Genomic DNA, 26,175 nt, shown 5'->3' with positions numbered 1-26,175 from the left:
CGAAGGCCCCGCGACGGCTGTCGCGGGGCCTTCGCCGAAGCGCTCTCAGGCTTGCGGCAGGTCCGGGATCCGGGTGGCGCGGGCGTAGACGGTCTCGCCCTCGTTGAGCCGGAGGGCGGCGGCGTCACCGCGCGTCACCTGCGCGGCGAACTGATCGCCGGTCGCGGCATTGCGCAATTCGAGGCGGACCTCGAAACCCAGCCGGACGATGCGTTCGACGGTGGCCCGGGTGACCCCGGCCGACTCGGCGGTGCCCTCGTGCTCGGCCAGCGCCATGCTCGGATCGCGACCGATGCGGATGTCGTGCGGGCGGACCAGGTGACCGTTGAGCCGGGCGACCGCGCCGAGGAACGACATCACGAACTCGTTGGCGGGCCGGTCGTAGACCTCCTCGGGCGAACCGACCTGCTCGATGCGGCCCTTGTTCATCACCGCGATCCGGTCGGCCACGTCGAGGGCTTCCTCCTGGTCGTGGGTGACCAGCACGGTGGTCACGTGGACCTCGTCGTGCAGCCTGCGCAGCCACTGGCGCAGATCGGTGCGCACCTTGGCGTCGAGCGCGCCGAACGGCTCGTCGAGCAGCAGCACCTGCGGGTCGACGGCGAGCGCGCGGGCCAGTGCCATGCGCTGACGCTGACCACCCGAGAGCTGCGCCGGGTAGCGGTGCTGGAAACCGTCGAGGCCGACGATGCCGAGCAGCTCGTCGACGCGCTTGTCGATCTCCTTCTTCGGCCGCTTGCGGATCGTGAGGCCGAAGGCGACGTTGTCGCGCACGGTCATGTGCTTGAACGCGGCGTAGTGCTGGAACACGAAGCCGATGTCGCGCTTCTGCGGCGGCACGTGGGTGACGTCGTTGCCCGCGATGACCACGACGCCGGAATCCAGATTCTCCAAGCCGGCGATCGAGCGCAGCAGGGTGGACTTGCCCGAACCGGACGGGCCGAGCAGAGCGGTCAGCTCGCCGGAGGGGATGTCGATGCTGACGTCGTCGAGAGCGGCGAAGGAACCGTAGTTCTTGCGCGCGTTGGTCACGGTGATCATTCGGTGCCCCGCTTGCGTTCGAGAAGAGTCATCAGGAGGAGTACGACCAGCGCCATGCCCATCAGGAGGGTGGCCGCGCTGTAGGCGCCGAAGGTGTTGTGGTCGTCGATGTAGCGGCCGTGCACCAGCAGCGTCAACGTCTGGGATTTGCCGGGCAGTGCAGTAGAGACCATGATCACCGCGCCGAATTCGCCGAGCGCGCGGGCCACCGTGAGCACGATGCCGTAGGTCAGGCCCCACCGGATCGCGGGCAGTGTGATCCGCCAGAAGGTCTGCGCCGCGGACGCACCGAGAGTGGCCGCGGCCTGTTCCTGGTCGTCACCGATCTCGTGCAGCACCGGCTCCACCTCGCGCACCACGAACGGCAAGGTGACGAAGATGGTGGCCAGCACCATGCCCGGCAGGCTGAAGATCACCTGGAAGCCGAGGTCGCGCAGGCCACCGAACCAGCCGCCCGCACCCCACAGCAGGATCAGGGCGACGCCGACGACGACAGGCGAGGCGGCGAAGGGCAGATCGACGATGCCCTGCACCAAGCTGCGCCCCGGGAACTTGCTCCGCACCAGCGCCAGCGCGGTGACGACTCCGAAGACCACGTTCAGTGGCACGACGATAGCCACGATGAGCAGCGAGACCTGGAAGGCCGAGATCGCCGCGGGAGTGGTGATGGAGTCGTAGAATGCGCCGATCCCGCGTTCGAAGGTGCGCCACAGGATGACGACCAGCGGCAGCACCAGCAGAATGAGCAGGTATCCGAGCGCGACCGTGCGCAGCGAGATCCTCGTGAACGCGGACAGTTTCATCGGGCCGCCTCTTCTTTGCGGGCGGTGCGCTCGGCCAGCAGCCGCAGTACCAGCAGCGTGGCGAAGGCGATGACGAGCAGAGCCACCGACACCGCGGCCGCGTTGACCGGCCGGTCCATCTCGATCTGCTGCTGAATGTACTGCGAAGTCACCTGGGTTTCGCGCGGGATGTTGCCCCCGATCAGGACCACCGAACCGTATTCGCCGATCGCGCGGGCGAAAGCCAGGCCGCCACCGGAGATGATCGCCGGCGCCAGTGTGGGCAGCACGATGCGCCGGAAGGTGATCCAGTTGTTCGCGCCAAGCGAGAGCGCGGCCTGCTCCACCTCACGGTCGACCTCGATCAGCACCGGCTGCACCGACCGCACGACGAACGGCAAGGTCACAAACGCCAGCGCCACGATCAGGCCTGGCTGAGTGGCGTTGAGGTGGATGTCGACCGGGCTGCTCGGGCCGTACAGCGAGAGCAGCACGATGGAGGCCACGATCGTCGGCAGCGCGAACGGCAGATCGATCAGTGCGTTGACGATGCCCTTGCCGGGAAATTCGTCACGCACGAGCACCCAGGCGATGAGGGTGCCCATCACGACGTTGAGTACGGCCACGATCACCGAGACACCGATCGTCACCCGCAGCGAATCCAGCGCCGTGGGGGCGGTGATCGCAGCCCAGAAGCCGGACCACCCGCGTTCGAACGAGCTGACCGTGAGCGCGGCGAGAGGCAACAGCACGATCACGCTGAGCCACATCACGGCAGTGGCGATGGCGAGCGGGCCGACCGAGCCGGTGACGCGCAGCCACGACCAACGCCGGCCCGGCGGCTTGGTCGCTATGGGTTCCAGGGCTTCGGCGGCGGCGTCGGGGCTGGAGATATCCCCGCTTCCGGCGTGCCCACTGCTGTCAGTCACAGTTGTCCAGTATCTCGTGTGCGCTGGGTCACGGCTTACCTGGTCGCCTGGTCGTAGACGACGGCGATCTTGCCGGTGCCCTGTGTGAACAGTTCCTTGTTGACCGTTTTCCAGCCGCCGAGGTCGTCGATGGTCCAGAGTGTGGCCGGTTGCGGGAAGTCGGCGGTGAACTCGGCGGCCACGGCAGGGTCGACCGGGCGGAAGCCTTCCCGTGCCCAGGCGCGCTGCCCCTGCGGGGTGAACAGGAAGTCGCGGAACGCGAGCGCCTGGGTCATGTTCGCGGAGTGCTTCAGCACCGCGACCGGGTTCTCGATCTTGATGGTGACCGGCGGGTTCACATGTTCGATCGGCTCACCGTTGCGCTCGGCGAAGATGGCCTCGTTCTCGTAGCTCAGCAGCACGTCACCGGTGCCCTGCAGGAAGGTCTCGGTGGCTTCGCGGCCGGACTTCGGCTGCACCTCGACATGCTCGGAGATCAGCTGGGTCAGGTAGTCCAGGCCTGCCTGCGGGTTCTTCCCGCCCTCGCTCTTGGCGGCATACGGCGCGAGCAGGTTCCACTTGGCCGAGCCGGAACTGAACGGGTTGGGAGTGACGACCTCGACGCCGGACTTCAGCAGGTCGTCCCAGTCCCTGATGCCTTTGGGGTTGCCCTCACGGACCACCATCGTGACGACGGAACCGAAGGCGATGCCCCGGCCGGCGTCGGCGTTCCAGCTCTCCTCCACCAGACCCGCGTCGACCAGGCGGGTCATGTCCGGCTCGAGGGAGAAGTTCACCACATCGGCCTCGGCGCCGTCTCTGACCTTGCGGGACTGGTCTCCCGACGCACCGTAGGATACGCGGACCGCGACACCGTCGCCGGCTTCTGTCTTGTTGAACTCGGGAACAAGGGCGTCGAAGCCAGGCTTGGGTACGGCGTAGGCGTAGAGCGTGATGGTGCCCCCGCTCCCGTCGGCCACCGCCACACTGTCGTCGGTCGAGTCGCTGACCCCGCCGCCGCACGCGCTCAGCGTCATCGCCGCGACGAGCGTGCAGGCGAGCGCGGCGGCACGGCGAGGCGAACCGATCCAGGTGCTGCGAGACATCGGGATGAACCTTTCGGGAAAGACCTGCCGCGCAACTTCTTTCGTTGCCGCAGGGTTTGCTCTTGTCGACAGTGGGCGCGACTCGGCCCGGTGAGCCCCGGCCGTGCCGGACTACGACTGCGAAAGGAAAGCGCGCGCCAGTCTAGTCGGCGCGCACGCGGGGACGTGTCCGGTGGCCGGATCAGCGACAGAGGATGTCGGCGACAGCGAGGTTGCCGACCGCGATCAACGCCAGCTCATGGCGGATCTGCGGAACGACGCTCGACAACACAGGCAGACTCTAACAGACTGCACGAGATGGTTCACATCGACGAGAGTTCAACAACGAGGGGGGATTTCAGCCATGACCATGGCTCCTGACCGGGTCCGGACACGTTTTCCGGAGATCAGCACGCGCACCTGGGAGCACCCGGCCGACCGCACCGCGCTGGTGACCCTGCGGTCGCTGAGCGGGTTCGATACGGTGCTGCGCGCACTGTCGAGCCTGCTGCGGGAACGCCAGCACCGGTTGCTCTACCTGGCCACCGCGGTGCGGGTCGACGATCGCCAGTTCCGCACCCTGCACCAGTTGCGCGCCGACTGTGTTGGCGTGCTCGACGCGCAGGTCACGCCGGAGATGTTCGTGCTGCAGGACCCGTCGGTGAACGCCTTCACCATCGGGATGGACAAGCCGTTCATCGTGCTCACCACCGGCTTGCTCGAGCTGATGGACACCGAGGAGCTGCGGTTCGTCGTCGGGCACGAACTCGGGCACGCGCTGTCCGGGCACGCCGTGTATCGCACGATGCTGATGCATCTGATGCGGTTGTCGGCCTCGGTGGGCTGGATGCCGGTGGGTGGCTGGGCGCTGCGCGCGATCGTCGCGGCGCTGATGGAGTGGAGCCGCAAGTCCGAACTGTCCGGTGACCGCGCGGGACTGCTGTGCTGCCAGGACGTGGACGCCTCGGTGCGCGTGCACATGAAGACGGCGGGCGGCGCCTGGCTGAAGGAGATGAACCACGGCGCCTTCCTCGACCAGGCCGACGACTACCTGCGGTCGGGCGACCTGCGCGACGGGGTGCTCAAGCTGCTCAATCTGGAGTTGCAGTCGCATCCGTTCTCGGTGCTGCGTGCCGCCGAACTGCGTCGCTGGATCCAGTCCGGCGAATACGACCGGGTGCTCTCGGGCACCTATCCGCGACGCGAGCAGGATCGCAACGCGCGCATCAGCGACGAGGTGAAGGAGGCGGCCCGCCACTACCGCGAGTCGTTCGACCAGTCCGAGGACATGCTGGTGCGCACCGTGCGCGATCTGGGGCGCGATGTGGGATCGGCGGTGAACACCGTCGGCCAGGAAGTCGGCCGTACCGTCGCCGACCTGGGCAAACGTTTCGACGACTGGCGTAAGAACTGATCCGGCCGACCGGTGTGCGCTATCGGCGCGCGCCGGTCACCTGGTGAAGAACCAGGCGATGACGACCAGGACGAGCAGGGCGACGAGGGCGAGCTGAACGCGCGAACGTGGCATCAGCGTGCTCCGCTGCCGACGGTGGGGCGTGCCGGAGCGGGCGCCGGGACGGGTGCGAGCTCGGGGCGGTCGTCGCGGCCGAGCGCCCGGAAGATCGCGCGCAGGGCGCGGTCGAGGCCGTAGGCGATGGCGAAGCTGATCGGGACCATGCCGACCAGGACGACGAGGAATTGGGGAATGAACGGCAGCCCGGCCACCCACAGTTCGAAGCCGTCCCACCATCCTGCGATCCGTTGCACGACGACCACCCTAGTCGGTCGTCGTGAACACCCCTCACGACCGGGCGGTTTACCCGGTGCGGTGGACGCGGGCCGACATCGCACAGATCATGGGGTATGCCCTCTTCTCACGAAGACAGCCTGCCGATTCTGACGCCGGTGCTCTCGAGTGGTCGACGAGGCGCCTTCCCACCGATCGACGACTACGCCTTCCTGTCCGACTGCGAGACCAACTGCCTGATCGCCAGCAGCGGCTCGGTGGAGTGGATGTGTGTGCCGCGGCCGGACTCGCCGAGCGTGTTCGGCGCCGTCCTCGATCGTGCCGCAGGTCACTTCCGGATCGGCCCGTACGGCGTGCACGTGCCCGCCGCGCGGCGTTATCTGCCGGGCGGGATGATCCTGGAGACGACCTGGCAGACCGAGACCGGCTGGATGATCGTGCGCGACGCGCTTGTTCTCGGCCCGTGGCACAACACCACCTCGCGTTCGCGCAGCTTCCGCCGCACGCCGATGGACTGGGACGCCGAGCACATCCTGCTGCGGACGGTGAAGTGTGTGAGCGGCACGGTGGAACTGGAGTTGAGCTGCGAGCCGTCGTTCGACTACCACCGCGACGGCGCGCGCTGGGAGTACACCGGCAAGGTCTACGAGCAGGCCACCGCGTCGTGCGCCGCCGACGACTCCTGCCCGAGCCTGACCCTCACCACCGATCTGCGGCTCGGGTTGGAGGGCCGCGAGGCGCGGGCGCGGACCAGGCTCAGCGAGGGCGACAACAGATTCGTCGCGCTCACGTGGTCGGAACTGCCCGCGCCCGCCACCTTCGACGAGGCGGCCGACAAGATGTGGACCACGGCCGAGTGCTGGCGGCGCTGGATCACCCTCGGTGATTTCCCCGACCACCCGTGGCGCAACTATCTGCAGCGCAGCGCACTGACCCTCAAGGGCCTCACCTACGCCCCCACCGGCGCCCTGCTCGCCGCGCCGACCACGTCACTTCCGGAAACCCCTGGCGGCGAACGCAATTGGGACTACCGCTACACCTGGGTGCGTGACTCGAGTTTCGCGCTGTGGGGCTTGTACACCCTCGGTCTCGACCACGAGGCCGACGACTTCTTCAACTTCCTCAACGACGTGACCACCGGCGACAACGGCGACGCCGTCCCCCTGCAGGTGCTCTACGGTATCGGCGGCGAACGCCACCTCACCGAGGAAACGTTGCCCGAGCTGTCGGGCTACGACTACTCCCAGCCGGTCCGGATCGGCAACGCCGCCTACGACCAGGACCAGCACGACATCTGGGGCACCATGCTCGACGCGGTGTACCTGCACATGAAATCGCGCCAGCAGGTGCCGGACTCGTTGTGGCCCATGCTCGAACGCACGGTGAACGCGGCGATCGACCACTGGCGCGAGCCCGATCGCGGCATCTGGGAGGTACGCGGCGAACCGCAGCACTTCACCGCGTCGAAGGTGATGTGCTGGGTGGCGCTCGACCGTGGCGCCCGGCTGGCACAGCTGCACGGCAAGCACACCCACGCGACGCGCTGGTTCGAGATCGCCGAGGAGATCCGCGAGGACGTCCTGGCCAACGGCGTCGATGCCGACGGGGTGTTCACCCAGACCTATGGCGGCACCACTCTCGACGCCTCCCTGCTGCTGATCGTGCTCACCCGGTTCCTGCCCGCCGACGACCCGCGGGTGCGGGCCACGGTGCTCGCCATCGCCGACCGGCTCACCGTGTCCGGGCTGGTCCTGCGCTACGACACCGACACCACCGACGACGGGTTGTCCGGCGAGGAGGGCACTTTCACGATCTGCTCGTTCTGGCTGGTGTCGGCGCTGGTGGAGATCGGCGAACTCGAACGCGCCACCCACCTGTGCGAACGGCTGCTCGGGCTGGCGAGCCCGCTACGGCTCTACGCCGAGGAGATCGATCCGCGCACTGGCAGGCACCTGGGCAACTACCCGCAGGCGTTCACCCACCTGGCTCTCATCAACGCGGTGACCCATGTGATCCGGGCCGAGGACTCACGCCAGGCCGGTCAGTTCCAGCCGGCCCACACCCCGGTACACCAGTCGAGTCAGTAGGCGAGTTTCTCGGCCCGTGCGCGCAGCGCGGCCACCGTGCGCAGTCCGGCGTCGATCTCGGTGAGGCGCAGCTCGCGGTGGTCGCCGTAGCGCAGCCCGGTCTCCTCGGCGGCGCGCAGTGCCTCCTCTGCGGTGCGCGAGACCTCGGCGGCGATCTCGGTGTAGTGGTCGCGCAGCACCCGCTGCAGCGTGCGCAGCCGGTTGCGGGACTCCTTGCCCACCTGGAAGATCACGTCGTCGGCGAGCCGGGCGACGGCCACCTTGGCCTCGGCCTGCCTGCGCTGCTTGCGGTTTCGCCGGTCGTCCCACAGCGCGTTCACACCGAGCAGCACGCCCGCGCCCGCCGAGTACCAGTTCACCAGTGACATACCGAGCAGGCTGGTGGCAAGACCCACCATCAGGATGCCGCCGTAGGAGCCGCGCAGGGCGGACAGGAACTGCTGTCCCACACCGGCTTTGGCGCTCTCCAACGGTTCCAGCGGCTGCACCGGTTCGAGCACCTCGCCCGGATTGGTGAGCCGCAGTTCCGGCAGCGGCGGGGTGCGGTTGTCGGGTGGGAACTTCGCGGCCACCTGCTCGGACAGCTCGACGGCACGGTAGTGCGCCATCACGAAGTTCTCCTCGACCGCCTCACAGATCCGCGCGTCGAGTTCGGTGGCGAAATCGGCCCACTTGCGCGCCGGGTCGATCCGCGAGATCTCGGCCTCGGCCTCGCGGACCAGGCTGCGCAGGCGATGGCGCAGGTCGTGTTCGATATCGGCGCCCAGTTCGGCGCTGCCGTCGACCAGGGTGACCTGCCAGGTGGCGGTGCGCTGACGCAGCTGATCGGCCTCGGTGCGGGCGGCGGCCAGTCGCTGCGTGATCTCGGCGCGGCGGCGGGGGTCGCGCAGGGTGTCGGCCTCGGCGCGCAGGGTGACGGTGAGCTGGTCGGTGACGAGCGCGATATCGCGCACCGCCGCGGTCACCGCGACCGAATCGGCGCGGGCGACCACGAATTCGCGCAGATGATCGATGAGCTGGGGCACCCCGGATTCGATATCGCGCTGCGGGTCACGGGTCTCGCCCGCCTGGCGGTGCAGCACCGCCGACACGGGGGCGACAGCGAAGTTCAGGCCCGCTTCGTCGAGCAGGACCCGGTTGCGGCGCTGGGTGAGCGACCAGTGCGGGTTGCGGTCGATCTTGGTGAGCACACACACCACCGACGGGCAGACCCGTTCGACGCGGCGCAGATAGTCCAGCTGCGCCGGGGAGAGTTCGGCGGCCGAATCGGTGGCGTAGAGGACCACGTCGGCGGCGGCGATCATCGACCAGGCCGCTTTGTCGTGGGTGGTCGCTCCCGGTGCGTCCATCACCACGAGGCCGTCGGCGAGCAGGGGGCTCGGCTCGGCGAATTCGGCGCGCACGACACCGAGCGAGATCAGCGCCGGGCCGGGGTCGAGCGGGTCGACCGGCACGCGCTCCATCCGCCCGCGCGGATCCGACTTCACCAGCGTCGCGGTCGGTGTCCGGCCGTATTCGACGATCACCGGCACGCTCGGCTTGCCGTCGGTGGCGCTGACCGGGGTGCCGACCATGCTGTTGACCAGGGTGCTCATCCCGGCGCCCGGTTCGCCGACGACGACCATGCGCACCCGGGGATCGGTGAGCCTTGCCCGCACCATGCCGAGGCGGGCATCGAGGTCGTCGCGCCCGCCGGAGCGGACCAGGTCCCGCAATTCGTCGACGAGCGAGACCACCGGTGCCATCGCGTCCGGGTGCTTTACCGTCGCGGTCTGCAGTCCGGTCGCGGCAGACAACCTGTTCCTCACTCTCGTTGCATGGGCCCGGTCCTCGTTCTGGGACTAGACGAAGTCGTACCCAGCGTGCGCGGTGGGAAACGCCGACGACAAGTCGGCGGCACCGACGCCCGGCTCGAACAGACCGGCCGAGGCGCCATAGTAGCCGCCGTCGTGCTGATCGAACTCGGCGGCGATGGGCTTGGTCTCGATGACCGGCGGTTTCACCGGTGCGACGGTCGGCGCCACCGTGGCGGGCGGGGTGACCACCGCGGGCGGGTCGACGTCGACGGTCGGTTGCTTGGTCGGCGCGGTCGGCTGCTGCGTGGGTACGGTCGCCGTCGGCACCGACGCGGTCGGGCCGGTGGGGTCGGCGGGCGTATCGACGCTGGGGGTGCTCGGCGTGGTCGCGCCCGTACCGGGGCCGGTGGTGAGGTCGTCGTCGGGGTAGGTGGGCGTCACCGGGGCGGTGACGCCGGTGGTCGGCACGGTGACCGTCGGCACCGTCACGTCGGGGCGGGTTGTCGGGACGGTCGCGGTCGGCACCTCGGGCAGCTTCACCGTCGGGGGCGTGCTGAGGTCGACGGTCGTCGGCGTCGACGGCGGGGTGACGGTGGGCAGGGGTGTCGGCGTGCTGGTCGAAGGCTCGGGAACCACAACGGGTTCGGTGACCGGCGTCGGAGCGAGCAGACCCGGTACAGCCGCCGCGGGCGCGGTGAGCGGGGACGCACCCGCCGGACCGCCGAGCACGTTGGCGATGGGGGTGGTCGCCGCGTCGGGCTGGATGGTGGTCTGCAGGGGTGTGCTGACCACCGGGCTCGGCGCGATCGGCGCGGCGACGACCGGAACCGGAGCCGGGACCGGGGCGACGGGTGCCGGAGCGGGTGCCGCGGCGATCGGTGCGGGAGCGGGGGCTGGTGCCGGAGCGATCGGTGCCGGGGCCACCGGTGCGGGGGCGACGGGCGCCATGGCGGTGGGCGCGGGCACACCGGTCACTGGCGCTACGCCGCCCGGGGCCGCATGGCCGGGGGCCGGCGCCGACTGACCCGGCACGACCGCGCCCTGCGTCGGTGCGGTCTGACCCGGTCCGGTGTGACCGGGCGCGGTGGCGCCGGGCGCGGCCGATCCGCCGGTGCCGGGGGCGGCGGAATCGGCCTGACCGGGCGCGCCGGGCGCAGACTGACCGGGTGCGCTCTGTCCGGGTGCGAGGGGCCCACCGGTCGAGCCGGGAACAGTCGCTGCGGGCAGGTCGGCACCCGCTGCGGATCCTGGGAGACCAGGGCTCGCCGCAGGGGCCTCGGAGCCGGGCAGCGCCGGACCCGTCGATCCACCGGGTACGTCCGAACCGGGCAGCGCCGGGCCGGTCGCGGCACCGGGTACCCCACTGCCCGCACCGTCGAGCGGTGCGGGCTCGCCGGGGATGCGGATTCCGTCACCGAGCCACTGGCTGTAGTCGTCGAGCGCGTCGCCGACATTGCCGACCTGCACGTCGACCTTCATCTGGGAGGTGAACCACACACCGTCGAGCCCGGCGTGCATGTCGATCTGCCAGTCGGAGGTCACCATCGCACCGAAGCCGTCGAACAGGCCGCCGAGGTCACCGATGCCGTCGAAGGCACCGCCGGGGCCTGCGACCTGGCTTGCTCCGTCGGAGCCGGGCAGCCCACCGAAACCGGGCAGGCCGTGGTCGTAGCCGGGGATACCGCCGCCGAAACCGGGGGCGCCACCGTCGTAGCCGGGGATGCCCGCACCCGGCAGGCCGTCGTAGCCGGGGATGCCGATGCCGCCGCCGGGGACGCCGTCGTAACCGGGGATACCGCCGGGGAGTCCGTCGTATCCCGGGATCCCGATGCCGGGAATGCCGTCGAGTTCGGGGAATCCGGCGCCCGGCTGGCCGGCGCCGGGCTGGCCCGCGCTCGGCTTGTCGGTGCCCGGGATGCCGAAGCCGCTGTCGCCGTAGCCCGGTTTGGGCCCGTAGGAGGGGATGCCGATGCCGTTCGACGAATCGTCGTCGTCGGTGCCGGGAATCCGCATGCCCTGGTCACCGTCGGAACCCGGAATCTCGGGGCGCCAACCGCTTTCGCGTGGCTGCGAGGTCAGCGTGACATCGCCGTCCATGGGGCGCTGCGTACCGAAGGGGCTGTAGGGCAACGGGTTCGGCGCCGGTTCCGCGGGCAGGTCGGGAAACGTGAGGACCGGGCTCGGTGCGTCGGGTTCCGGGTCGCTCGGCACCTGCGACGACCAGCCGGCGTAGCGGCTGTCGGCATTGCTGCTGCCCTGTTCCGGGCTCGTCCCGTTGGCGGCGACCAGCGCGCCACCGGTGACGTACGCGCCGGCCCGCGCCACCCGAGCAACACCGTTGGCCACCAGGTAGGCCGTGTCGGTGCCGTCGGCGCGCGCGTCATCGTCGTCGAAAGGCAGTTCCCGCGTCATTCTTGCTCCACCACTCGCATCGCTGACTCTCCCCACCCACGAACGAGGCGAAGTGAAGATCATCCAACACTAATTGCCCGGATCTGTACTGTCATTTTCACCAGGACGGCCGGTCCCACCTTATGGCGAGCAACGCCTTTCGGCGAGCCGTCGGAACCAGGGGGGCGCAGATCCCAAGAGAACTCTAACGATCGCTCAACGAAGCGTGAAGATCGCCTGCCTAGCGTCGGTTTCGCCGACCGAGACGAGTCGGCGACCACACAGCAAGGAGACCGATCATGACCACTTCCTCCCTGCGCCGCCGCATCGGCGTCGTCACCGCGACCGTCGGCGGCGTGGCGCTGCTCACCGCGACCCTCAGCGGCGCCGCGCTCGCCCAGCCCGGCGCACCCGACCACGGCGAACACGTCCGGATCATCTGCACAGCCCCCGGCGGCGACCTGCCCGTGCCGCCGGAACCGCCGCTCGAACCGCGCATCGACCTCGAGCGTTTCCCCGCACACCCCGGCCACGACCACACGATCCACATCGGCCCTGGCGCGCCCGGCGAGCTGCCCGAGGGCGTCGAGTGTGTGCGGATCGCGCCGGGCGGGGAGCGGACAGTCGTCGAGCTGCCCGACGGCGCGCGCCCCGCGCGTCCGGCTCTCCCGCGCTGACCTGCTGTGACGATCGATCGCACTAGGGTGAGCAGATGACCGGACAGCAGATCTTGGTCGTCGACGACGAGGTCCGCGTGCTCGCGTCACTGCGGCGCGGGCTGGAACTGTCGGGGTTCGAAGTGCTCACCGCGAGCGACGGCGCCGCTGCCCTCACCCTGGTGCGCTCGGCCGCACCCGACGCGATGGTGCTCGATGTGAACATGCCCGAGCTCGACGGCGTGGGCGTTGTCACGGCGTTGCGGGCATTGGGCAACGACATCCCCATCTGCGTGCTCAGCGCCCGCAGCGCGGTGACCGACCGCATCGCCGCCCTGGAAAAGGGCGCCGACGACTACCTCACCAAGCCCTTCGACCTCGGCGAACTGGTGGCCCGGCTGCGGGCGTTGTTGCGGCGCAGGCCGGTCACCAGCGCGTCCAACGGTGAGACGATCAGCGTCGGTGCGGTGACGATCGACCTGGCCGGGCACCGGGTGCACGCGGCCGGACGACCGGTCGACCTGACCAAACGCGAGTTCGAACTGCTGGCGATGCTGGCCCGCAATGTGGGCATCGTGCTTGGTCGCGAACAGATCCTGTCCACCGTGTGGGGCTACGACTTCAGCACCGACACGAATGTGGTTGATGTGTTCGTGTCGTATCTACGCCGGAAATTGGAGGCCGACGGGGTGGAGCGAGTGGTGCACACCGTGCGCGGGGTCGGGTTCGTCATGCGGGAGCAGCCGTGAGAACACGCTCGTGGTCGTTGCGTACCCGGGTCGCGGTGGTGTCGGCGGTGGTAGCCGCGGTCGTCGCGGTGACGCTCGGGCTCACCTACGCGGCACTGCTCAAGGCCGCGGGCGACCGTCAGCTCGACGAGACCGTGTCGACGATGCGGGTCATCGTCGCCCACCCCGCCCATAGAATCCCTTCCGCACCACCGATTCCGCCCGAGCCGGCGACTCCCTTCGAAACGTCACCCGCGCCCGCACCGGACGAGGTCACACCAGACGGCTCGGCCGCTCCGCTGCCCGACGGCCGACCGCTCACTCGTCCCGCGCCGCCGGATGTCGGGCTGGCGCTCGTGCAGGGCGCGCCCGGGATGGTCGTGCGGCTCAACCCCGATCGCGACCTGATCGATGCCGCCATCACCCGCAGCCAGCTGATCGGGCTCGGCATCGGCGTGGGTGGAGTGCTCGTCGCGGCCGGATTGGGTTGGGTGCTGGCCGGTTTCGCGGCCCGGCCGCTGCGCAGGCTCGCCTCGGCCACCCACGAGATCGATACCCTCGACCGCCTACCGCCGCTGCCGGGACGCGGAGTCAGGGAGGCCGAGGAACTGTCCGATGCCATCAACCGCATGCTCGAACGCCTGGAAACCGCCCACGGACAAACCAATCAGGCCCTGGCGAGCGCCCGCGATTTCGCCGCCGTCTGCGCGCACGAACTGCGCACCCCGCTCACCGCCATGCGCACCGACCTGCAGGTGCTCGCCGGTACCGAACTACCCGCCGAGCAACGCGGCACCGTCCTGGCCGACGTGCTCGAGGCCGAGCGCCAGATCGAGCACACCCTCACCGATCTCGAGCGCCTGGCCGTCGGCGAACTCACCGACCGCGCCGCGTTCGAACCGTTCGAGCTGTGCGAAACCCTCGACCGCGCGGTGCAGAACGCGCGCCGCGCCCACCCCGGCACCGAGATCACGCTCGCCGCCTGCGATCCGGTCCCGATGACAGGGCTGCCCGGCGGGATCATGCTGATCGTGACGAACGCCGTCGCCAACGCGGTACACCACGGTCGGGCGAGCATGGTGCAGGTCCGGGCGGAGCCGGGCTCGATCACCATCGACGACAACGGCACCGGCATCCCGGAGCACCTGAGCGACACCGCTTTCGACCGCTTCGTCAAACGCCCCGGTTCACCCGGATCGGGACTCGGACTGGCATTGGTCCGCCAACAGGCCGAATTACACGGCGGCACAGCCGAATTGAGCCGCAGCCGGCTCGGCGGCACACGCCTCACCGTGCGTGTGCCCACCGAAACCGGCTGAGTTACTTGCCCTTCGGCTTGTCGGAGGCCGCGTCCGAGGACAGCGCGGCCACGAAGGCCTCCTGCGGCACGTCGACCCGGCCGATGGTCTTCATGCGCTTCTTGCCTTCCTTCTGCTTCTCGAGCAGCTTGCGCTTACGGCTGATGTCACCGCCGTAGCACTTGGCGAGCACGTCCTTGCGGATGGCGCGGATGTTCTCGCGCGCGATGATCTTCGAGCCGATCGCCGCCTGGATCGGCACCTCGAACTGCTGACGCGGGATGAGTTCACGCAGCTTGGTCGTCATCTTGTTGCCGTAGGGCTGGGCCGCGTCCTTGTGCACGATGGCGCTGAACGCGTCGACGGCCTCGCCCTGCAACAGGATGTCGACCTTCACCAGTGCGGCTTCCTGCTCGCCCGCCTCTTCGTAATCGAGGCTGGCGTAGCCGCGCGTGCGCGACTTCAGCGAATCGAAGAAGTCGAAGATGATCTCGGCCATCGGCAGCGTGTACCGCATCTCGACGCGGGTCTCGGACAGGTAGTCCATGCCGAGCAGCTCGCCGCGCCGCGATTGGCACAGCTCCATGATCGAACCGATGAACTCGCTCGGCGCGATCACGGTGCACTTGGTGACCGGCTCGAACGCCTGGCGCACCTTGCCCTCCGGCCAGAACGAGGGATTGGTGACGATGTGTTCTTTACCGTCTTCCATGACCACGCGGTAGATCACGTTGGGCGCGGTGGAGATGAGGTCGAGGCCGAACTCGCGCTCGAGGCGTTCGCGGGTGATCTCCATGTGCAGCAGACCGAGGAAGCCGCAGCGGAAGCCGAACCCGAGCGCCACCGAGGTTTCCGGCACGTAGGTGAGCGCCGCGTCGTTGAGCTGGAGCTTGTCCAGGGCGTCGCGCAAGTTCGGGTAGTCCGAACCGTCCACCGGGTAGAGGCCGGAGTAGACCATCGGCTGGGGTTCGCGGTACCCGGTGAGGGCCTGCGTCGCGCCGTCGCGGGCGCTGGTGATGGTGTCACCGACCTTGGACTGACGAACGTCCTTCACACCGGTGATGAGGTAGCCCACCTCGCCGACGCCCAGGCCCTGGGTGGGCTTGGGTTCGGGCGAGACGATGCCGATCTCGAGCAGTTCGTGGGTGGCGCCGGTCGACATCATCTTGATCTTCTGACGCGGGGTCAGCTTGCCGTCGACCACGCGGATGTAGGTGACCACGCCGCGGTAGGTGTCGTAGACGGAGTCGAAGATCATGGCGCGAGCGGGCGCGTCGGCGTCGCCGACCGGCGGCGGGACCAGCCGGACCGCCTCGTCGAGCAGCGCGGGCACACCGACGCCGGTCTTGCCGGAGACGCGAAGCACGTCGTCGGGTTCACAGCCGACGATGTGGGCGATCTCGGCGGCGTAGCGATCCGGGTCGGCGGCGGGCAGGTCGATCTTGTTCAGGACCGGGATGATGGTGAGGTCCTTGTCCATCGCCAGGTAGAGGTTGGCGAGGGTCTGTGCCTCGATCCCCTGCGCGGCGTCGACCAGCAGGATCGCACCCTCACAGGCCTCCAGCGCGCGCGACACCTCGTAGGTGAAGTCGACGTGGCCCGGGGTGTCGATCAGGTGCAGCACGTAGTCGGTGCCGTCGACCTGCCACGGCAGCCGGACGTTCTGCGCCTTGATGGTGATCCCGCGCTCGCGCTCGATGTCCATCCGGTCCAGGTACTGGGCGCGCATCGCCCGCTCCTCGACCACACCGGTCAGCTGCAACATCCGATCGGCCAGGGTCGACTTGCCGTGGTCGATGTGGGCGATGATGCAGAAGTTCCTGATCCGCGACGGATCGGTGAACGTCGTATCGGCAAAGCTGGAAGCCACTCCACTCCTCGAGGGGTATCGGCGAACTGGGTCCATCGTCCCATGGCCACACGCGCGGCTCTGTCACCGGTGCACCCGGAGCCGGGTCAGTCGTTATATTTCCAAGCATGGCCAGCAGTTGGAACACTCTCGGCAAGCAGCTCGGCGTGATCGCCAAGGAGCAGGGGCCGAAGATCGTGCGCAAGCAGGGACCTCGGCTGCTCGAGAAGCTGGCGGGTGCATTGGGCGGTGCCAAGCCCGGCCCCGTCGTGCCGGTGCGTCCGACCGCCTCCACCCCGGTGCCGACCGCGCATCGGGCCCGCCAGATCGTCTACTGCCCGCAATTGGACGGGCGCGCCGACCCGGGTGAGGTCGTGTGGACCTGGGTGCCGTTCGAGGAGGACCCGACCAACGGCAAGGACCGGCCGGTGCTCGTGGTCGGTCGCGACCGCAAGACGCTGCTCGGGCTGATGCTGTCGTCGAAACCCGAACGCGCGCACGACCGCAACTGGGTGGGCATCGGCTCGGGTCCCTGGGACCACGCGGGCCGGGCGAGCTGGGTGCGGCTGGACCGGGTGCTCGATGTGCCCGAGGACGGCATCCGGCGCGAAGGCGCGATCGTCGAACGCAAGACCTTCGACCTGGTCGCGCACCGGCTGGTCGCCGAATACAGCTGGAGCTGACGCGACGACCCCCGATCCGGACGCACCGGATCGGGGGTCGTGAAAGCCCGGCTCAGCTCAGTACGTCCCGGGAACGGCCGAAGATCAGGCCGTACACCAACGCCCCGAGCACGCCGCCGATCAGCGGGAACACGAAGAACGCCCACACCTGACCCATCGCGCCGTCCTGGTACGGGGCGACCGCGAGGCTGCGCGCCGGATTGACCGAGGTGTTGTCGACCGGGATCGAGATCAGGTGGATCACGGCGAGCGTGAAACCGATCGACATACCGGCCAGCGGCACATCCGAGAGGCGGTCGGTCGAAGCGAGCACGACGAAGACCAGCACCGCGGTGAGCATCACCTCGATGATGATCATGGCCGCCATGCCATACCCGTTCTGCACCACGACCTCACCGAGCGGGCCGGTGGCCGCCGACGGACTGTGCTTGCCCCAGCCGTTGGCGCCGAGGCCGTCGACCGGCCGGTCGTAGCTCGGCAGGTTCTTGGCCACCGCGAACAGCACCAACCCGGCCAGGAGGCCACCGATGAGCTGGGCGACCCAGTAGCCGACCGCCGAGACGACCGTGACCCGCCCGAGTAACAGCTGGCCGAGCGTGACCGCGGGGTTGACGTGGCAGCCCGAGATCGGCCCGATGGAGTACACGAGGAACAGCAGGGTGAGACCGAAGGCCAGCGCCACACCGAGCGCACCCACCCGATCACCGGCGATCACCGCGGTGCCGACACCGCCCATGACGAGAAGGAACGTGCCGAGCGCTTCCGCCGCCCATTTCTTGGGCTCGGGGATGACTTCGGGTTCAGTGAGTTCTTGTGCTGTGAGCGACATCTGCGACCACCTCTCCGGGAGAATGATCCCCGCGACGAGCGGGGTCCGCACGAGCGTTTCGGACATTACGCCAGGCGAGTGACCTCTACAACGACCGCGAGGTCTGTCGAGCCGCCGCCGGAGAACACCCCTTTCAGTGGCGGTACGTCCGCGTAGTCCCGTCCGACACCCACCGACACGTGCTGCTCGTTGACCGCCAGATTGTTGGTCGGGTCGTAACCCCACCACTGTCCCGTCCAGGCCTCCACCCAGGCGTGCGACTCCCCCGCCACCGCCTCCCCGATCGGCGCGGCCGGGTTCGGATGCAGATATCCCGACACATAGCGGCTGGGAATTCCCATGGCGCGCAACAACACCAGCGTCAGGTGCGCGAAGTCCTGGCAGACGCCGCGCCGTTCGGCGAAGGCCTGCGGCGCCGAGGTGTGCACCGAGGTGGTGCCCGCGCTGTAGTCCATTTCCCGGTGCACCCATTCGGCCGCCCGGACCACCGCTTCGGCGGGCGAGACACCGCGCGCCAGCTGCCCGGCCACGGCGTCGAGGGGCTCGTCGCGTGGCACGTAGGCGGTGGGACCGAGCATTTCGTCGAACCGGTCGACGGTGCGTTCGCCACGCAGCTCGTCCCAGGTCAGTTCCGTCGCCGGTTCGGTGAACGGTTCGGTTTCCACCACCGACGACCCGCTCACCTCCAGTTCGGTATGCGGGGCGTGCAGATCGAACGCGGTGACGGCCGTTCCCCAATAGTCGGTGTAGCGGTAGGACCGGGTGGCGGGCACGGTTTCGACCCGGTTGAGGATCACGTTCTGCCTGCTATCGGCCCTCGGGGTGAGTCTTGCCTCGTTGAACGAGCGCGTCACCGGCGCGTCGTAGAGGTATCCGGTGGTGTGCACCACCCGCATCCGCCAGCTCACAGCTCCCCCTCCACGGTCACGGTGACGTCGGTGCCGCGCCGCACATCGGTCCAGGCCACCCACGGTGCGGCGTGGAAGTACTGCCGCGACACGGCTTCCCCGACCTCGCGGCACGCCTTCTGCAAGGCGAGCAACCGGGTCTGCAGGTTTTCCAGCAGTACGCCGGGCGGCAGGAATTCCAGTTCGCTGCGCGCCCGGCCGAGCACGCGTTGCGCTTCGTGGCGGGCACCGACGCGGCTGCCCGGCCGCTGATCCAGCTCGGTCAGACAGGCCTCGGCAACCAGCAACGCATGGAACACCGAACGCGGGAAAAGCCGGTCGAGCAGGATGAATTCGGCCACCCGTGCCGCGTCGAGCGCGCCACGGTGGGTGCGCAGGTAGGTGTCGTGCGCGCCCGCGGACCGCAGCACCGTCACCCAGGCGGGTGAGGAGGTGCGGTCACCGGCCCGGGACAGCAGCAAGCGGACCATCATGTCGATGCGTTCTATGGAACGGCCGAGCAGCAGGAAGCGGTACCCGTCGTCGCGACTCAGGGTCGAGTCGGTCAGGCCCGTGAACATCGCCGCGCGGTCCTTGACGTAGGCGAAGAATTCGTGCGGACCCAGCCCGCGGGCGGCCTGCTCGGCGGCCGCCAGCCCGTTGTAGGTGGTGTTGAGGCACTCCCACATCTCGCTGGAGGTGACTTCCCTTGCACCACGGGCGTTTTCGCGCGCCTTCGCGATGGACTCGCTGATGGACACGCCGTGCTCGTGGCTGAACGCGACCAGATCGGTGACCGACCAGACGTCCAGGCGCAAACCGCCGGGCGGTTCGATGCCGAGCACCTCGAGCAGGACCCGCGACGTGCGGTCGGCGTCGACGGTGGCGTCCTCGAGGAGTTGGTGCACGGCCACGTCGAGAATGCGGGCGGTGTCGTCGGCGCGCTCGACGTAGCGGCCGATCCAGTACAGGGATTCGGCATTGCGGGCGAGCATGTGGTCAATCCCCGATCAGCCGCTGGGTCTGTTGTTGCTGCTGCTGTTGCTGATGAGCCTGAGAGGTGGTGAGGTCGCGGCCCTGCTCGAACGGATCGGCGCGGAGCGGATCACTCACCAGCTGCGGGCCGGCCAGCTCGCTGTCGTCGGAGCGGCCGGCCAGCACCCAGGTGTCCTTGCTGCCCCCGCCCTGGCTCGAGTTCACCACCAGCGACCCTTCGGGCAGCGCGACGCGGGTGAGGCCGCCGGGCAGCACCCAGATGCTGTCGCCGTCGTTCACCGCGAACGGGCGCAGGTCGACGTGCCGCGGGACCAGGTCGTCGCCGATCTTGGTCGGCACCGTCGAGAGCTGCACCACCGGTTGCGCGATCCAGCCCCTCGGATCGGCGCAGACCTTGCGGCGGACGGCGTCGAGTTCGGCGCGGTCGGCGTCGGGGCCGATCACGATGCCGTAGCCGCCCGAGCCCTCCACCGGTTTGACCACCAGTTCGTCGAGCCGGTCGAGTACCTCGGCGCGTTCCTCGTCGAGCCAGCAGCGGAAGGTGTCGACATTGGGCAGGATCGGTTTCTCGCCCAGGTAGTACTCGATGATCGCCGGCACGTAGGTGTAGACGAGTTTGTCGTCGCCCACGCCGTTGCCGACGGCGCTGGAGATCACCACATTGCCCGCGCGGGCGGCGTTGAGCACACCGGCGACGCCGAGCACCGAGTCCGGGCGGAAGTGCATCGGGTCGAGGTAGATGTCGTCGATGCGGCGGTAGATCACGTCGACCTGTCGTTCCCCCTCGGTGGTCCGCAGGTAGACGACATTGTCCCGGCAGAACAGGTCACGACCCTCGACCAGCTCCACCCCCATCTGCCTGGCCAGCAGCGAATGCTCGAAATACGCCGCGTTGTGCACCCCGGGTGTGAGGACGACCACCGTCGGGTCGGGCTCGTTGGGTGCCGCCGAGGCACGCAATGCCCGCAGCAGGTGGGCCGGATAGTCGCCGACCGCGCGGACCAGGTGCGAGGAGAACAGGTCGGGGAAGACGCGCGCCATCGTCCGCCGGTTCTCCATCACATAGGAGACGCCCGACGGAGAACGCAGGTTGTCTTCGAGCACCCGGAAATCGCCGTGTTCGTCACGCACCAGGTCGATGCCCGACACATGGATGCGCACACCGTTGGGCGGGACGATGCCCGCGGCCTCGCGGTGGAAGTGCGCACAGGAGGTGACCAGGCGCTTCGGGATCACCCCGTCGCGCAGGATGTTCTGCTCGCCGTACACGTCGGCCAGGAACAGTTCGAGGGCGCGGACCCGCTGGGTGATTCCCCGCTCGAGATGCGCCCACTCGGCCGCGGCGATCACGCGCGGCACCAGATCGAGGGGGAAGGGGCGTTCCTTTCCCGACAGCGAGAAGGTGATGCCCTGGTCGATGAACGCGCGGTCCAGGGCGGCGGAGCGTTTGGCCAGATCGTGGACGTCGTTGGCGGCCATCGCCGCGTGAATGCCCCGGTAGGGCGCGCGAACCTCGCCGTTCGGGTCGAACATCTCGTCGAAGGCGCCGGCGAAGCGGCCGGGGCCGTAGCCGTGGAACAATCCGGTGTGTGCGACCGCCGGGTGACCGTTCGTGCTCACCAACGCCGGTGAGGCGGATCGTGCCGTACCCGGCGTTGTGGTGGAGGTCATGGGAGAAAACTGTCCACTACCCGGCGACAACGCCGTGTGAGCCACACGTGAATTTCTCGCATCGCCGGAAACGGGTGAACTCGCCGTCCGCACCGGTATGGGCGGGCGGGGCCCGATTTCGCCGGGCGGTGCCGAGCTGGTAACCTCGATCTTCGGCGCGGTGTTACCCGTAGTTCAGCACCATCTGCTGCATCGTGGGCGCGCGCCCGACGAGCTTTCAAGACATACCACCCAGCGACAGGAAACCAGAGGATACAGGCGTGGCCAACATCAAGTCCCAGATGAAGCGGATCCGTACCAACGAGGAAGCGCGCAAGCGCAACCAGTCGGTCAAGTCCGCGCTGCGCACCGCGATCCGCAACTTCCGTGAAGCTGCTGCCAGCGGTGACAAGGAAAAGGCTGCCGAGCAGCTGCAGTTCGCGAGCCGCAAGCTCGACAAGGCTGCCTCCAAGGGCGTTATCCATGCCAACCAGGCCGCCAACAAGAAGTCCGCGCTCGCGCTGGCTCTGAACAAGATCTGATCTGCCCGGGTCGCTAGTACCCGGTTCGCAAGACGCAGCCGCCGTGGCCTCGATGACCACGGCGGCTTTTGTCGTCGGCTACCATTCCGCGCATGTTGACGGTGTACGCGAATCAGACGGTGGTACGAGGCGACGACCTGGCCGAGGTGATCCGCGCGGCGGAGATCCTCGGGCTCGGTCTCAAGATCGAGAACGTGATGGTGCCCGACGAGGACGGCGGCTACAGCGTCGCCTGGGTCGTCACCCGTGAGGACGAGATCCCGCTCTACGAGGAGTGGGAGGGCCGGTACGAGGACCTCGAAGAAGACGAGGAGGCCCTCGCCGTCATCGGCGACTGACCCTCAGCCGGTGGCACGCAGGTCGAGGATGCGCGCGAGCGCGTGCTCCACGGCGAAGGTGGCATCGGCGGCACCGCCCTTGACGTCGGCGTTGAGGGCGGCCACCACCTGCAGGGCGGTGCCGATCGAGGCCGGGTTCCAGCCACGCGCCTGTGCTTGGGCCTTCTTCACCTTCCACGGCGGCATACCGAGCTGCTGAGCCAGCTTGAACGGGTCGCCGCGGCCGGCCGATCCCACCTTGGCGATGGTGTGGACCGAGTCGGCCAGCGCGTCGGCCAGCAGCACGTGTGGGACGCCCCGGTCGGTCGCCCAGCGCAGCGCCTCCATCGCGGCGGACCGGTCGCCTGCCACGGCGAGTTCGGCGACATCGAATCCGGTCACCTCGGCGCGGCCCGAGTAGTACCGGCGCACCGCGTTCACATCGATCTTGCCGCCGGTGTCGGACACCAGCTGCGAGCAGGCCGCGGCCAGGTCACGCAGCTCGAACCCGACGCATTCGATCAGCACCTGCACCGCTTCGGCGCCGACCTTCACGCCCGCGGCCCGGAACTCGCCGCGCACGAATTCCACCCGCTCCGCCGGTTTGGTGAGCTTGGCGCACTCGTGCACTACGGCGCCCTGCTTCTGCAGCGCCGGGACCAGCGCCTTCGCGCGGCCGCCACCGGAGTGCAGCACCATCATGACCACGCCGGGCGGCGGGTCGGCTGCCGCGTCGGTGATCACCGCCACCGCGTCCTTGCCCGCCTCGGCCGCCGATTCGAGCACGATCACGCGGTCTTCGGCGAACAGTGAGGGGCTCAGCAGTTCGGCCAGCTCGGCGGTGCTGGCGTCACCGGCGCGCATCCTGTCCACCGGTACCGAGTCCGGGTCGGGCGCCCCCGCCCGTACCTCGCTCATCACCCGCGCGACAGCGCGCTCGACCAGCAGTTCCTCGTCACCGAGAACCAGATGCACCGCAGGGAGTTCGCTCACGAGGCGATCCTACGTAGGGGGACCGACGGGATCGGCGAGGGTCTCGATCGCGCTGCTCGTCCGCCGTGCACGGGTCCGGTCGCGCGAGCGATCGCGCTGTGTCGGCTCCTTCCTGTAGCGCCTCACGCATGGGATCACGCCGTCCTCGGCATCGCAGTGCTCGACGTGAACGAGGTGTCGGTGGCGGTAGTCGGCGGGACTTGACCATCCGTTGTTCTGTCGCACTCCCGAGCACGATGACATCGCCGTCGAGGTCGGTTCGGGCGATTGTCGCGCCCAGCGAGGTGAGCACCCCGATGACATCCGGGTGTGGATGTCCGAAGGTGTTGTCGGCGCCGGAGCTGATCAATGCCAGGCGTGGCCGGACCGCGCGCAGGAATTCCGCGGTGGTCGTCCGCGAACCGTGGTGCGGTACTTTGAGCACGTCGGCTCTGATGTCGTTGCCGCGCATCATCTTCCGCTGGGCCTCGCTCTCGATGTCGCCTGTCAGCAGAACTGTCCCGAGTGCCGTGCGCGCCCGCACCACCAGCGACCGATCATTGGCATCGGCGAGTTCCAGCGAACCGGGCGCCCGCTCCCCCGGCGCGAGAACGTCGAGTTCTGTTGCTCCGAACCGCAACACGTGTCCTTTATGCAGCTCGATCAGTGGAATCTTCGCGTCCTCCGCAAGCTCCACGACCCTGCGCACTCCGTCGCCTGAATGGTCATGAGCGCCAACGCTCTCCGTGGGGGTCGTCTCACTTGACGGAGACCGAACACAGGCTGTCGGCAGTCTCGAAGTAACACTCAGTAGCGCGTCCGCCGGCCTCGGCTGTGATCCGAGAGTTGGCGTGGGGCAGGTGGGTGGGCGGGTTTCGCCGGGGGCGGTGGCTATGGCGTCTACTGTGCGGCCGTGGAGGGCGCCCGCGAGGCCGTCGATGTGGTCTGCGTGCGGATGGGTGAGGATGAGGAGGGGGATCCGGGTGACTTGGAGGCGGTCGAGGCAGCGGCGGATGGGGCGGGGGTCGGGGCCGGTGTCGACGACTACGGCGGCACCGGGGGCGACAGCGAGGGCGAGGGCGTCTCCCTGGCCGACATCACACATGGCGAGGACCCAGCCCGCAGGTGGCCACCCGGGGTGCCAGAGCCGGACAGGTACCAGGACGACGGCGATACCGAGGCAGATGACGGCAAGGAGCCGACGCGCCCGCGACCAGCTCAGTGCCGCCACCAGGACGACCATGAGAGCGGCCGCGACCAGGCCCGCCGCAGTGCCCGACTGCACTGTCACGGCGGCGCCGGGGAGGGCGGCGGCATGTTCGGCGACGCCGAGCAACCACCACAGTGGCGGGCGCGCACACCACAGCACCCACACGGCCGCGTCCACCCACAGGCACGCGACAACGGCACCGATCGCTCCGACCACCGTGATCACTCCGACCACGGGGGCGACGAGGGCATTGGCGACGATAGCTACCAGACTCACCCGCCCGGACAGTGCGACCATCAGCGGAAGTGTCACGACGAAGGCCGCCGCCGACACCGCGAGAATCTCGGCGGGTACCCGCCACCAGCCACGCTCGCGCAACCAGTCCGCCCAGCTCGGTGCGAGCAGGATCAGCCCGGCCGTGGCGAGCACCGACAGCGCGAATCCGGCACTCACCGCCAATTCCGGTGCGACGGCGAGCAATCCGATCACCGCACCACACAGTGCGGGTAGTGCCTGTTTGCGTCGGCCGGTCAGCAGGGCCAGGACGGTCACCGAACCCATTGCGGCCGCGCGCAATACACTGGGGTCTGGCCGGGCGAGGATCACGAACACCACCACTGCCCCGGCAGCGGTCGCTGCCCTGGTTCGTGGTCCGGCGGTGAGAATACGGCTCGAGCCGAGCAGCGCGGTCAACAAGATTGTGAAATTGGCTCCGCTGACGACGCACAAGTGCTGCAAGCCGGCGATTTCGAAGGCATCTCTGACCTCGGTCGACAGTGCGGCGGTGTCGCCCACGACCAGTGCGGGTAGCAGACCCGCCGCGTCGGGCGGGAGGGCGCGCGCGGCGGCGTCGGCCAGGTCGGCGCGTACACCCGTCGCGAGTCGTTGCCACCAGGGCGGAACACCGATGCGTTCCGGTTCGGTGCTCGCCCGCAGCGTGGCAACGGTGAGGTCGGCCCGCAACGGTTCGCTCACCGTTCCCCGAAACCGAACCACCTGTCCCGGAGCCAGTTTCGCCCACTCCTCCCCGGCAGCGAGAACCACCAGCGCGCCACCGGCGTGTGTGCGGTGCGCACCGTTGCCGAACTCGCGCAGTCCTGCCCGGAGGATCCATCGCCGTTCACCGCCGAACGAGCCTGCCCGAATCTGTTTGGCGTCGTCGGAGATCTCCGCTACCACGGTCACGGTTCGCCCGACCGATTCCCGCAACGGATGCGCCTGCACGTGATGTTCCCGCCACGCGGCCGCCGCCCCGAATCCGGCGGCGAGCAGCATCGTCGCTGTCCCCGCCACAGCGACGACCCGCCACCGTTCCCGCCGATGCGCTATCGCCCACAACAAGCCGACCCACGCGCCGATCGCACCCAGCACCGCCAGGACGGCCAGCACCACCCCCGCTCGCCACCCGAGGGTCAGAGTGATGAGTGTGGCCGCCCAGCACCCGAGCGCAGCGGGCACCAGCCGCATATCGAGAACCTGGGGCTCCTGCTGGTCCTCGTCGGCCGCCGTGTTGTCCGGCGTGACCGATGAACGACGACTCGGCCCCGGCGATCTGGACGACGACCTGCCGACCGACGCGGAACTGGTTGCCAACGGCCGGTCGACAGCTCGACTCGACATCTCCGCTCTCGCCCTGTCCGCCCCGATCCTCATCGACCCGCCGCGCCGGCGGGCCGCACAACCTGATCACGCGGGCCGGTGCCGATCGCGACTCGCATACG

Annotated in this window: 23 protein-coding genes; 8 read left to right on the top strand and 15 right to left on the bottom strand. The window is 69.0% G+C overall.

The window, feature by feature from the left end; all coding sequences use genetic code 11:
• Positions 1 to 45: 45 nt before the first annotated feature.
• The 5 genes from AB0I19_RS17790 to AB0I19_RS17770 all read right to left on the bottom strand — a co-directional run bounded on the left by AB0I19_RS17790 (position 46) and on the right by AB0I19_RS17770 (position 4,108).
• The gene (locus AB0I19_RS17790; RefSeq protein WP_067486649.1) at positions 46 to 1,041 is read right to left on the bottom strand and encodes a sulfate ABC transporter ATP-binding protein; all 996 of its coding nucleotides are present in this window, start codon (positions 1,039 to 1,041) and stop codon (positions 46 to 48) included.
• Positions 1,038 to 1,844: a sulfate ABC transporter permease subunit CysW gene (cysW, locus tag AB0I19_RS17785; RefSeq protein ID WP_067486645.1), complete on the bottom strand. Its 807-nt coding sequence runs from the start codon at positions 1,842 to 1,844 to the stop codon at positions 1,038 to 1,040. The genes AB0I19_RS17790 and cysW overlap by 4 nt, the downstream gene beginning before the upstream one ends.
• Positions 1,841 to 2,677 (bottom strand): sulfate ABC transporter permease subunit CysT, encoded by an 837-nt coding sequence (gene cysT / locus AB0I19_RS17780; RefSeq protein WP_357150168.1) that lies wholly within the window; start codon positions 2,675 to 2,677, stop codon positions 1,841 to 1,843. Before cysT ends, cysW begins: the two co-directional genes overlap by 4 nt.
• Before the next feature lie 110 nt (positions 2,678 to 2,787).
• The gene (locus AB0I19_RS17775) at positions 2,788 to 3,837 is read right to left on the bottom strand and encodes a sulfate ABC transporter substrate-binding protein (protein ID WP_357149969.1); all 1,050 of its coding nucleotides are present in this window, start codon (positions 3,835 to 3,837) and stop codon (positions 2,788 to 2,790) included.
• Between the two features lie 181 nt (positions 3,838 to 4,018).
• On the bottom strand, positions 4,019 to 4,108 hold the full coding sequence (locus AB0I19_RS17770) for an Ms4533A family Cys-rich leader peptide (RefSeq protein ID WP_341805469.1): 90 nt from the start codon (positions 4,106 to 4,108) through the stop codon (positions 4,019 to 4,021).
• Between the two features lie 72 nt (positions 4,109 to 4,180).
• Here AB0I19_RS17770 and AB0I19_RS17765 point away from each other — a divergent pair, with 72 nt between their 5' ends.
• Positions 4,181 to 5,230, top strand: a complete 1,050-nt coding sequence (locus AB0I19_RS17765; RefSeq protein ID WP_067642332.1) for a M48 family metallopeptidase — start codon at positions 4,181 to 4,183, stop codon at positions 5,228 to 5,230.
• A gap of 113 nt (positions 5,231 to 5,343) precedes the next feature.
• Here the strand turns inward: AB0I19_RS17765 and AB0I19_RS17760 are convergent, their stop codons facing one another.
• The gene (locus AB0I19_RS17760) at positions 5,344 to 5,583 is read right to left on the bottom strand and encodes a hypothetical protein (RefSeq protein ID WP_067642389.1); all 240 of its coding nucleotides are present in this window, start codon (positions 5,581 to 5,583) and stop codon (positions 5,344 to 5,346) included.
• Between the two features lie 96 nt (positions 5,584 to 5,679).
• Between AB0I19_RS17760 and AB0I19_RS17755 the strand changes: the two genes are divergently transcribed.
• Entirely contained in the window at positions 5,680 to 7,650 is a 1,971-nt protein-coding gene (locus AB0I19_RS17755; RefSeq protein WP_357149966.1) for a glycoside hydrolase family 15 protein, read from the top strand.
• On the opposite strand, the gene AB0I19_RS17750 is transcribed toward AB0I19_RS17755, so the two are convergent.
• Positions 7,644 to 9,446 (bottom strand): hypothetical protein, encoded by a 1,803-nt coding sequence (locus tag AB0I19_RS17750; RefSeq protein WP_357149963.1) that lies wholly within the window; start codon positions 9,444 to 9,446, stop codon positions 7,644 to 7,646. The two genes, AB0I19_RS17755 and AB0I19_RS17750, sit on opposite strands and share 7 nt — an antisense overlap.
• 45 nt (positions 9,447 to 9,491) lie before the next feature.
• A complete protein-coding gene (locus AB0I19_RS17745; RefSeq protein ID WP_357149960.1) occupies positions 9,492 to 11,858 on the bottom strand; it encodes a hypothetical protein in 2,367 nt (788 codons plus the stop codon).
• Between the two features lie 278 nt (positions 11,859 to 12,136).
• Here AB0I19_RS17745 and AB0I19_RS17740 point away from each other — a divergent pair, with 278 nt between their 5' ends.
• The 3 genes from AB0I19_RS17740 to AB0I19_RS17730 are packed head-to-tail and all read left to right on the top strand — an operon-like array spanning position 12,137 to position 14,540.
• On the top strand, positions 12,137 to 12,514 hold the full coding sequence (locus tag AB0I19_RS17740) for a hypothetical protein (RefSeq protein WP_357149957.1): 378 nt from the start codon (positions 12,137 to 12,139) through the stop codon (positions 12,512 to 12,514).
• A gap of 35 nt (positions 12,515 to 12,549) precedes the next feature.
• A complete protein-coding gene (locus tag AB0I19_RS17735; RefSeq protein WP_357149954.1) occupies positions 12,550 to 13,242 on the top strand; it encodes a response regulator transcription factor in 693 nt (230 codons plus the stop codon).
• Complete coding sequence (locus AB0I19_RS17730) at positions 13,239 to 14,540, top strand: HAMP domain-containing sensor histidine kinase (RefSeq protein ID WP_357149952.1); 1,302 nt, start codon at positions 13,239 to 13,241, stop codon at positions 14,538 to 14,540. Before AB0I19_RS17735 ends, AB0I19_RS17730 begins: the two co-directional genes overlap by 4 nt.
• 1 nt (position 14,541) lies before the next feature.
• Here the strand turns inward: AB0I19_RS17730 and lepA are convergent, their stop codons facing one another.
• A complete protein-coding gene (lepA, locus tag AB0I19_RS17725) occupies positions 14,542 to 16,425 on the bottom strand; it encodes a translation elongation factor 4 (RefSeq protein ID WP_067642339.1) in 1,884 nt (627 codons plus the stop codon).
• A 71-nt stretch (positions 16,426 to 16,496) separates the two neighbouring features.
• On the opposite strand from lepA, the gene AB0I19_RS17720 reads away from it, so the two are divergent.
• Entirely contained in the window at positions 16,497 to 17,051 is a 555-nt protein-coding gene (locus AB0I19_RS17720; RefSeq protein ID WP_067642340.1) for a type II toxin-antitoxin system PemK/MazF family toxin, read from the top strand.
• Between the two features lie 52 nt (positions 17,052 to 17,103).
• Here AB0I19_RS17720 and AB0I19_RS17715 read toward each other — a convergent pair whose 3' ends face one another.
• From AB0I19_RS17715 to AB0I19_RS17700, 4 genes are all read right to left on the bottom strand, one after another.
• Positions 17,104 to 17,880 (bottom strand): aquaporin, encoded by a 777-nt coding sequence (locus AB0I19_RS17715; protein WP_357149949.1) that lies wholly within the window; start codon positions 17,878 to 17,880, stop codon positions 17,104 to 17,106.
• A 65-nt stretch (positions 17,881 to 17,945) separates the two neighbouring features.
• Positions 17,946 to 18,776, bottom strand: a complete 831-nt coding sequence (locus tag AB0I19_RS17710) for a transglutaminase family protein (protein ID WP_357150165.1) — start codon at positions 18,774 to 18,776, stop codon at positions 17,946 to 17,948.
• 8 nt (positions 18,777 to 18,784) lie between these two features.
• Positions 18,785 to 19,762: an alpha-E domain-containing protein gene (locus AB0I19_RS17705; protein ID WP_357149946.1), complete on the bottom strand. Its 978-nt coding sequence runs from the start codon at positions 19,760 to 19,762 to the stop codon at positions 18,785 to 18,787.
• 4 nt (positions 19,763 to 19,766) lie between these two features.
• Complete coding sequence (locus AB0I19_RS17700) at positions 19,767 to 21,296, bottom strand: circularly permuted type 2 ATP-grasp protein (RefSeq protein ID WP_357150162.1); 1,530 nt, start codon at positions 21,294 to 21,296, stop codon at positions 19,767 to 19,769.
• Positions 21,297 to 21,694: 398 nt separating this feature from the next.
• On the opposite strand from AB0I19_RS17700, the gene rpsT reads away from it, so the two are divergent.
• Together rpsT and AB0I19_RS17690 are read left to right on the top strand one after the other, a co-directional pair.
• On the top strand, positions 21,695 to 21,955 hold the full coding sequence (rpsT, locus tag AB0I19_RS17695; RefSeq protein ID WP_067486282.1) for a 30S ribosomal protein S20: 261 nt from the start codon (positions 21,695 to 21,697) through the stop codon (positions 21,953 to 21,955).
• A gap of 92 nt (positions 21,956 to 22,047) precedes the next feature.
• Complete coding sequence (locus AB0I19_RS17690) at positions 22,048 to 22,293, top strand: hypothetical protein (RefSeq protein WP_067486280.1); 246 nt, start codon at positions 22,048 to 22,050, stop codon at positions 22,291 to 22,293.
• Positions 22,294 to 22,296: 3 nt separating this feature from the next.
• On the opposite strand, the gene holA is transcribed toward AB0I19_RS17690, so the two are convergent.
• Positions 22,297 to 23,265: a DNA polymerase III subunit delta gene (gene holA / locus AB0I19_RS17685; RefSeq protein ID WP_357149943.1), complete on the bottom strand. Its 969-nt coding sequence runs from the start codon at positions 23,263 to 23,265 to the stop codon at positions 22,297 to 22,299.
• A complete protein-coding gene (locus AB0I19_RS17680; protein WP_357149940.1) occupies positions 23,228 to 25,921 on the bottom strand; it encodes a ComEC/Rec2 family competence protein in 2,694 nt (897 codons plus the stop codon). Before AB0I19_RS17680 ends, holA begins: the two co-directional genes overlap by 38 nt.
• Between the last annotated feature and the right edge of the window lie 254 nt (positions 25,922 to 26,175).

It is taken from the genome of Nocardia sp. NPDC050413 (genome assembly GCF_040655475.1).
In the GTDB taxonomy this organism is placed as follows: domain Bacteria; phylum Actinomycetota; class Actinomycetes; order Mycobacteriales; family Mycobacteriaceae; genus Nocardia; species Nocardia coubleae.
Note: the sequence above shows the minus strand (reverse complement) of the source record. Positions and strands in the feature narration are given on the sequence as shown.

Bases quoted from the DNA above. Each gene is read 5' to 3' on its own strand.
- AB0I19_RS17790 (WP_067486649.1), bottom strand. From the start codon at position 1,041: ATGATCACCGTGACCAACGCGCGCAAGAACTACGGTTCCTTCGCCGCT.
- cysW (WP_067486645.1), bottom strand. From the start codon at position 1,844: ATGAAACTGTCCGCGTTCACGAGGATCTCGCTGCGCACGGTCGCGCTC.
- AB0I19_RS17775 (WP_357149969.1), bottom strand. From the start codon at position 3,837: ATGTCTCGCAGCACCTGGATCGGTTCGCCTCGCCGTGCCGCCGCGCTC.
- AB0I19_RS17765 (WP_067642332.1), top strand. From the start codon at position 4,181: ATGACCATGGCTCCTGACCGGGTCCGGACACGTTTTCCGGAGATCAGC.
- AB0I19_RS17755 (WP_357149966.1), top strand. From the start codon at position 5,680: ATGCCCTCTTCTCACGAAGACAGCCTGCCGATTCTGACGCCGGTGCTC.
- AB0I19_RS17745 (WP_357149960.1), bottom strand. From the start codon at position 11,858: ATGACGCGGGAACTGCCTTTCGACGACGATGACGCGCGCGCCGACGGC.
- AB0I19_RS17740 (WP_357149957.1), top strand. From the start codon at position 12,137: ATGACCACTTCCTCCCTGCGCCGCCGCATCGGCGTCGTCACCGCGACC.
- AB0I19_RS17735 (WP_357149954.1), top strand. From the start codon at position 12,550: ATGACCGGACAGCAGATCTTGGTCGTCGACGACGAGGTCCGCGTGCTC.
- lepA (WP_067642339.1), bottom strand. From the start codon at position 16,425: ATGGACCCAGTTCGCCGATACCCCTCGAGGAGTGGAGTGGCTTCCAGC.
- AB0I19_RS17720 (WP_067642340.1), top strand. From the start codon at position 16,497: ATGGCCAGCAGTTGGAACACTCTCGGCAAGCAGCTCGGCGTGATCGCC.
- AB0I19_RS17715 (WP_357149949.1), bottom strand. From the start codon at position 17,880: ATGTCGCTCACAGCACAAGAACTCACTGAACCCGAAGTCATCCCCGAG.
- AB0I19_RS17710 (WP_357150165.1), bottom strand. From the start codon at position 18,776: ATGCGGGTGGTGCACACCACCGGATACCTCTACGACGCGCCGGTGACG.
- AB0I19_RS17705 (WP_357149946.1), bottom strand. From the start codon at position 19,762: ATGCTCGCCCGCAATGCCGAATCCCTGTACTGGATCGGCCGCTACGTC.
- AB0I19_RS17700 (WP_357150162.1), bottom strand. From the start codon at position 21,296: ATGTTCGACCCGAACGGCGAGGTTCGCGCGCCCTACCGGGGCATTCAC.
- AB0I19_RS17690 (WP_067486280.1), top strand. From the start codon at position 22,048: ATGTTGACGGTGTACGCGAATCAGACGGTGGTACGAGGCGACGACCTG.
- AB0I19_RS17680 (WP_357149940.1), bottom strand. From the start codon at position 25,921: ATGCGGCTGGTGCCCGCTGCGCTCGGGTGCTGGGCGGCCACACTCATC.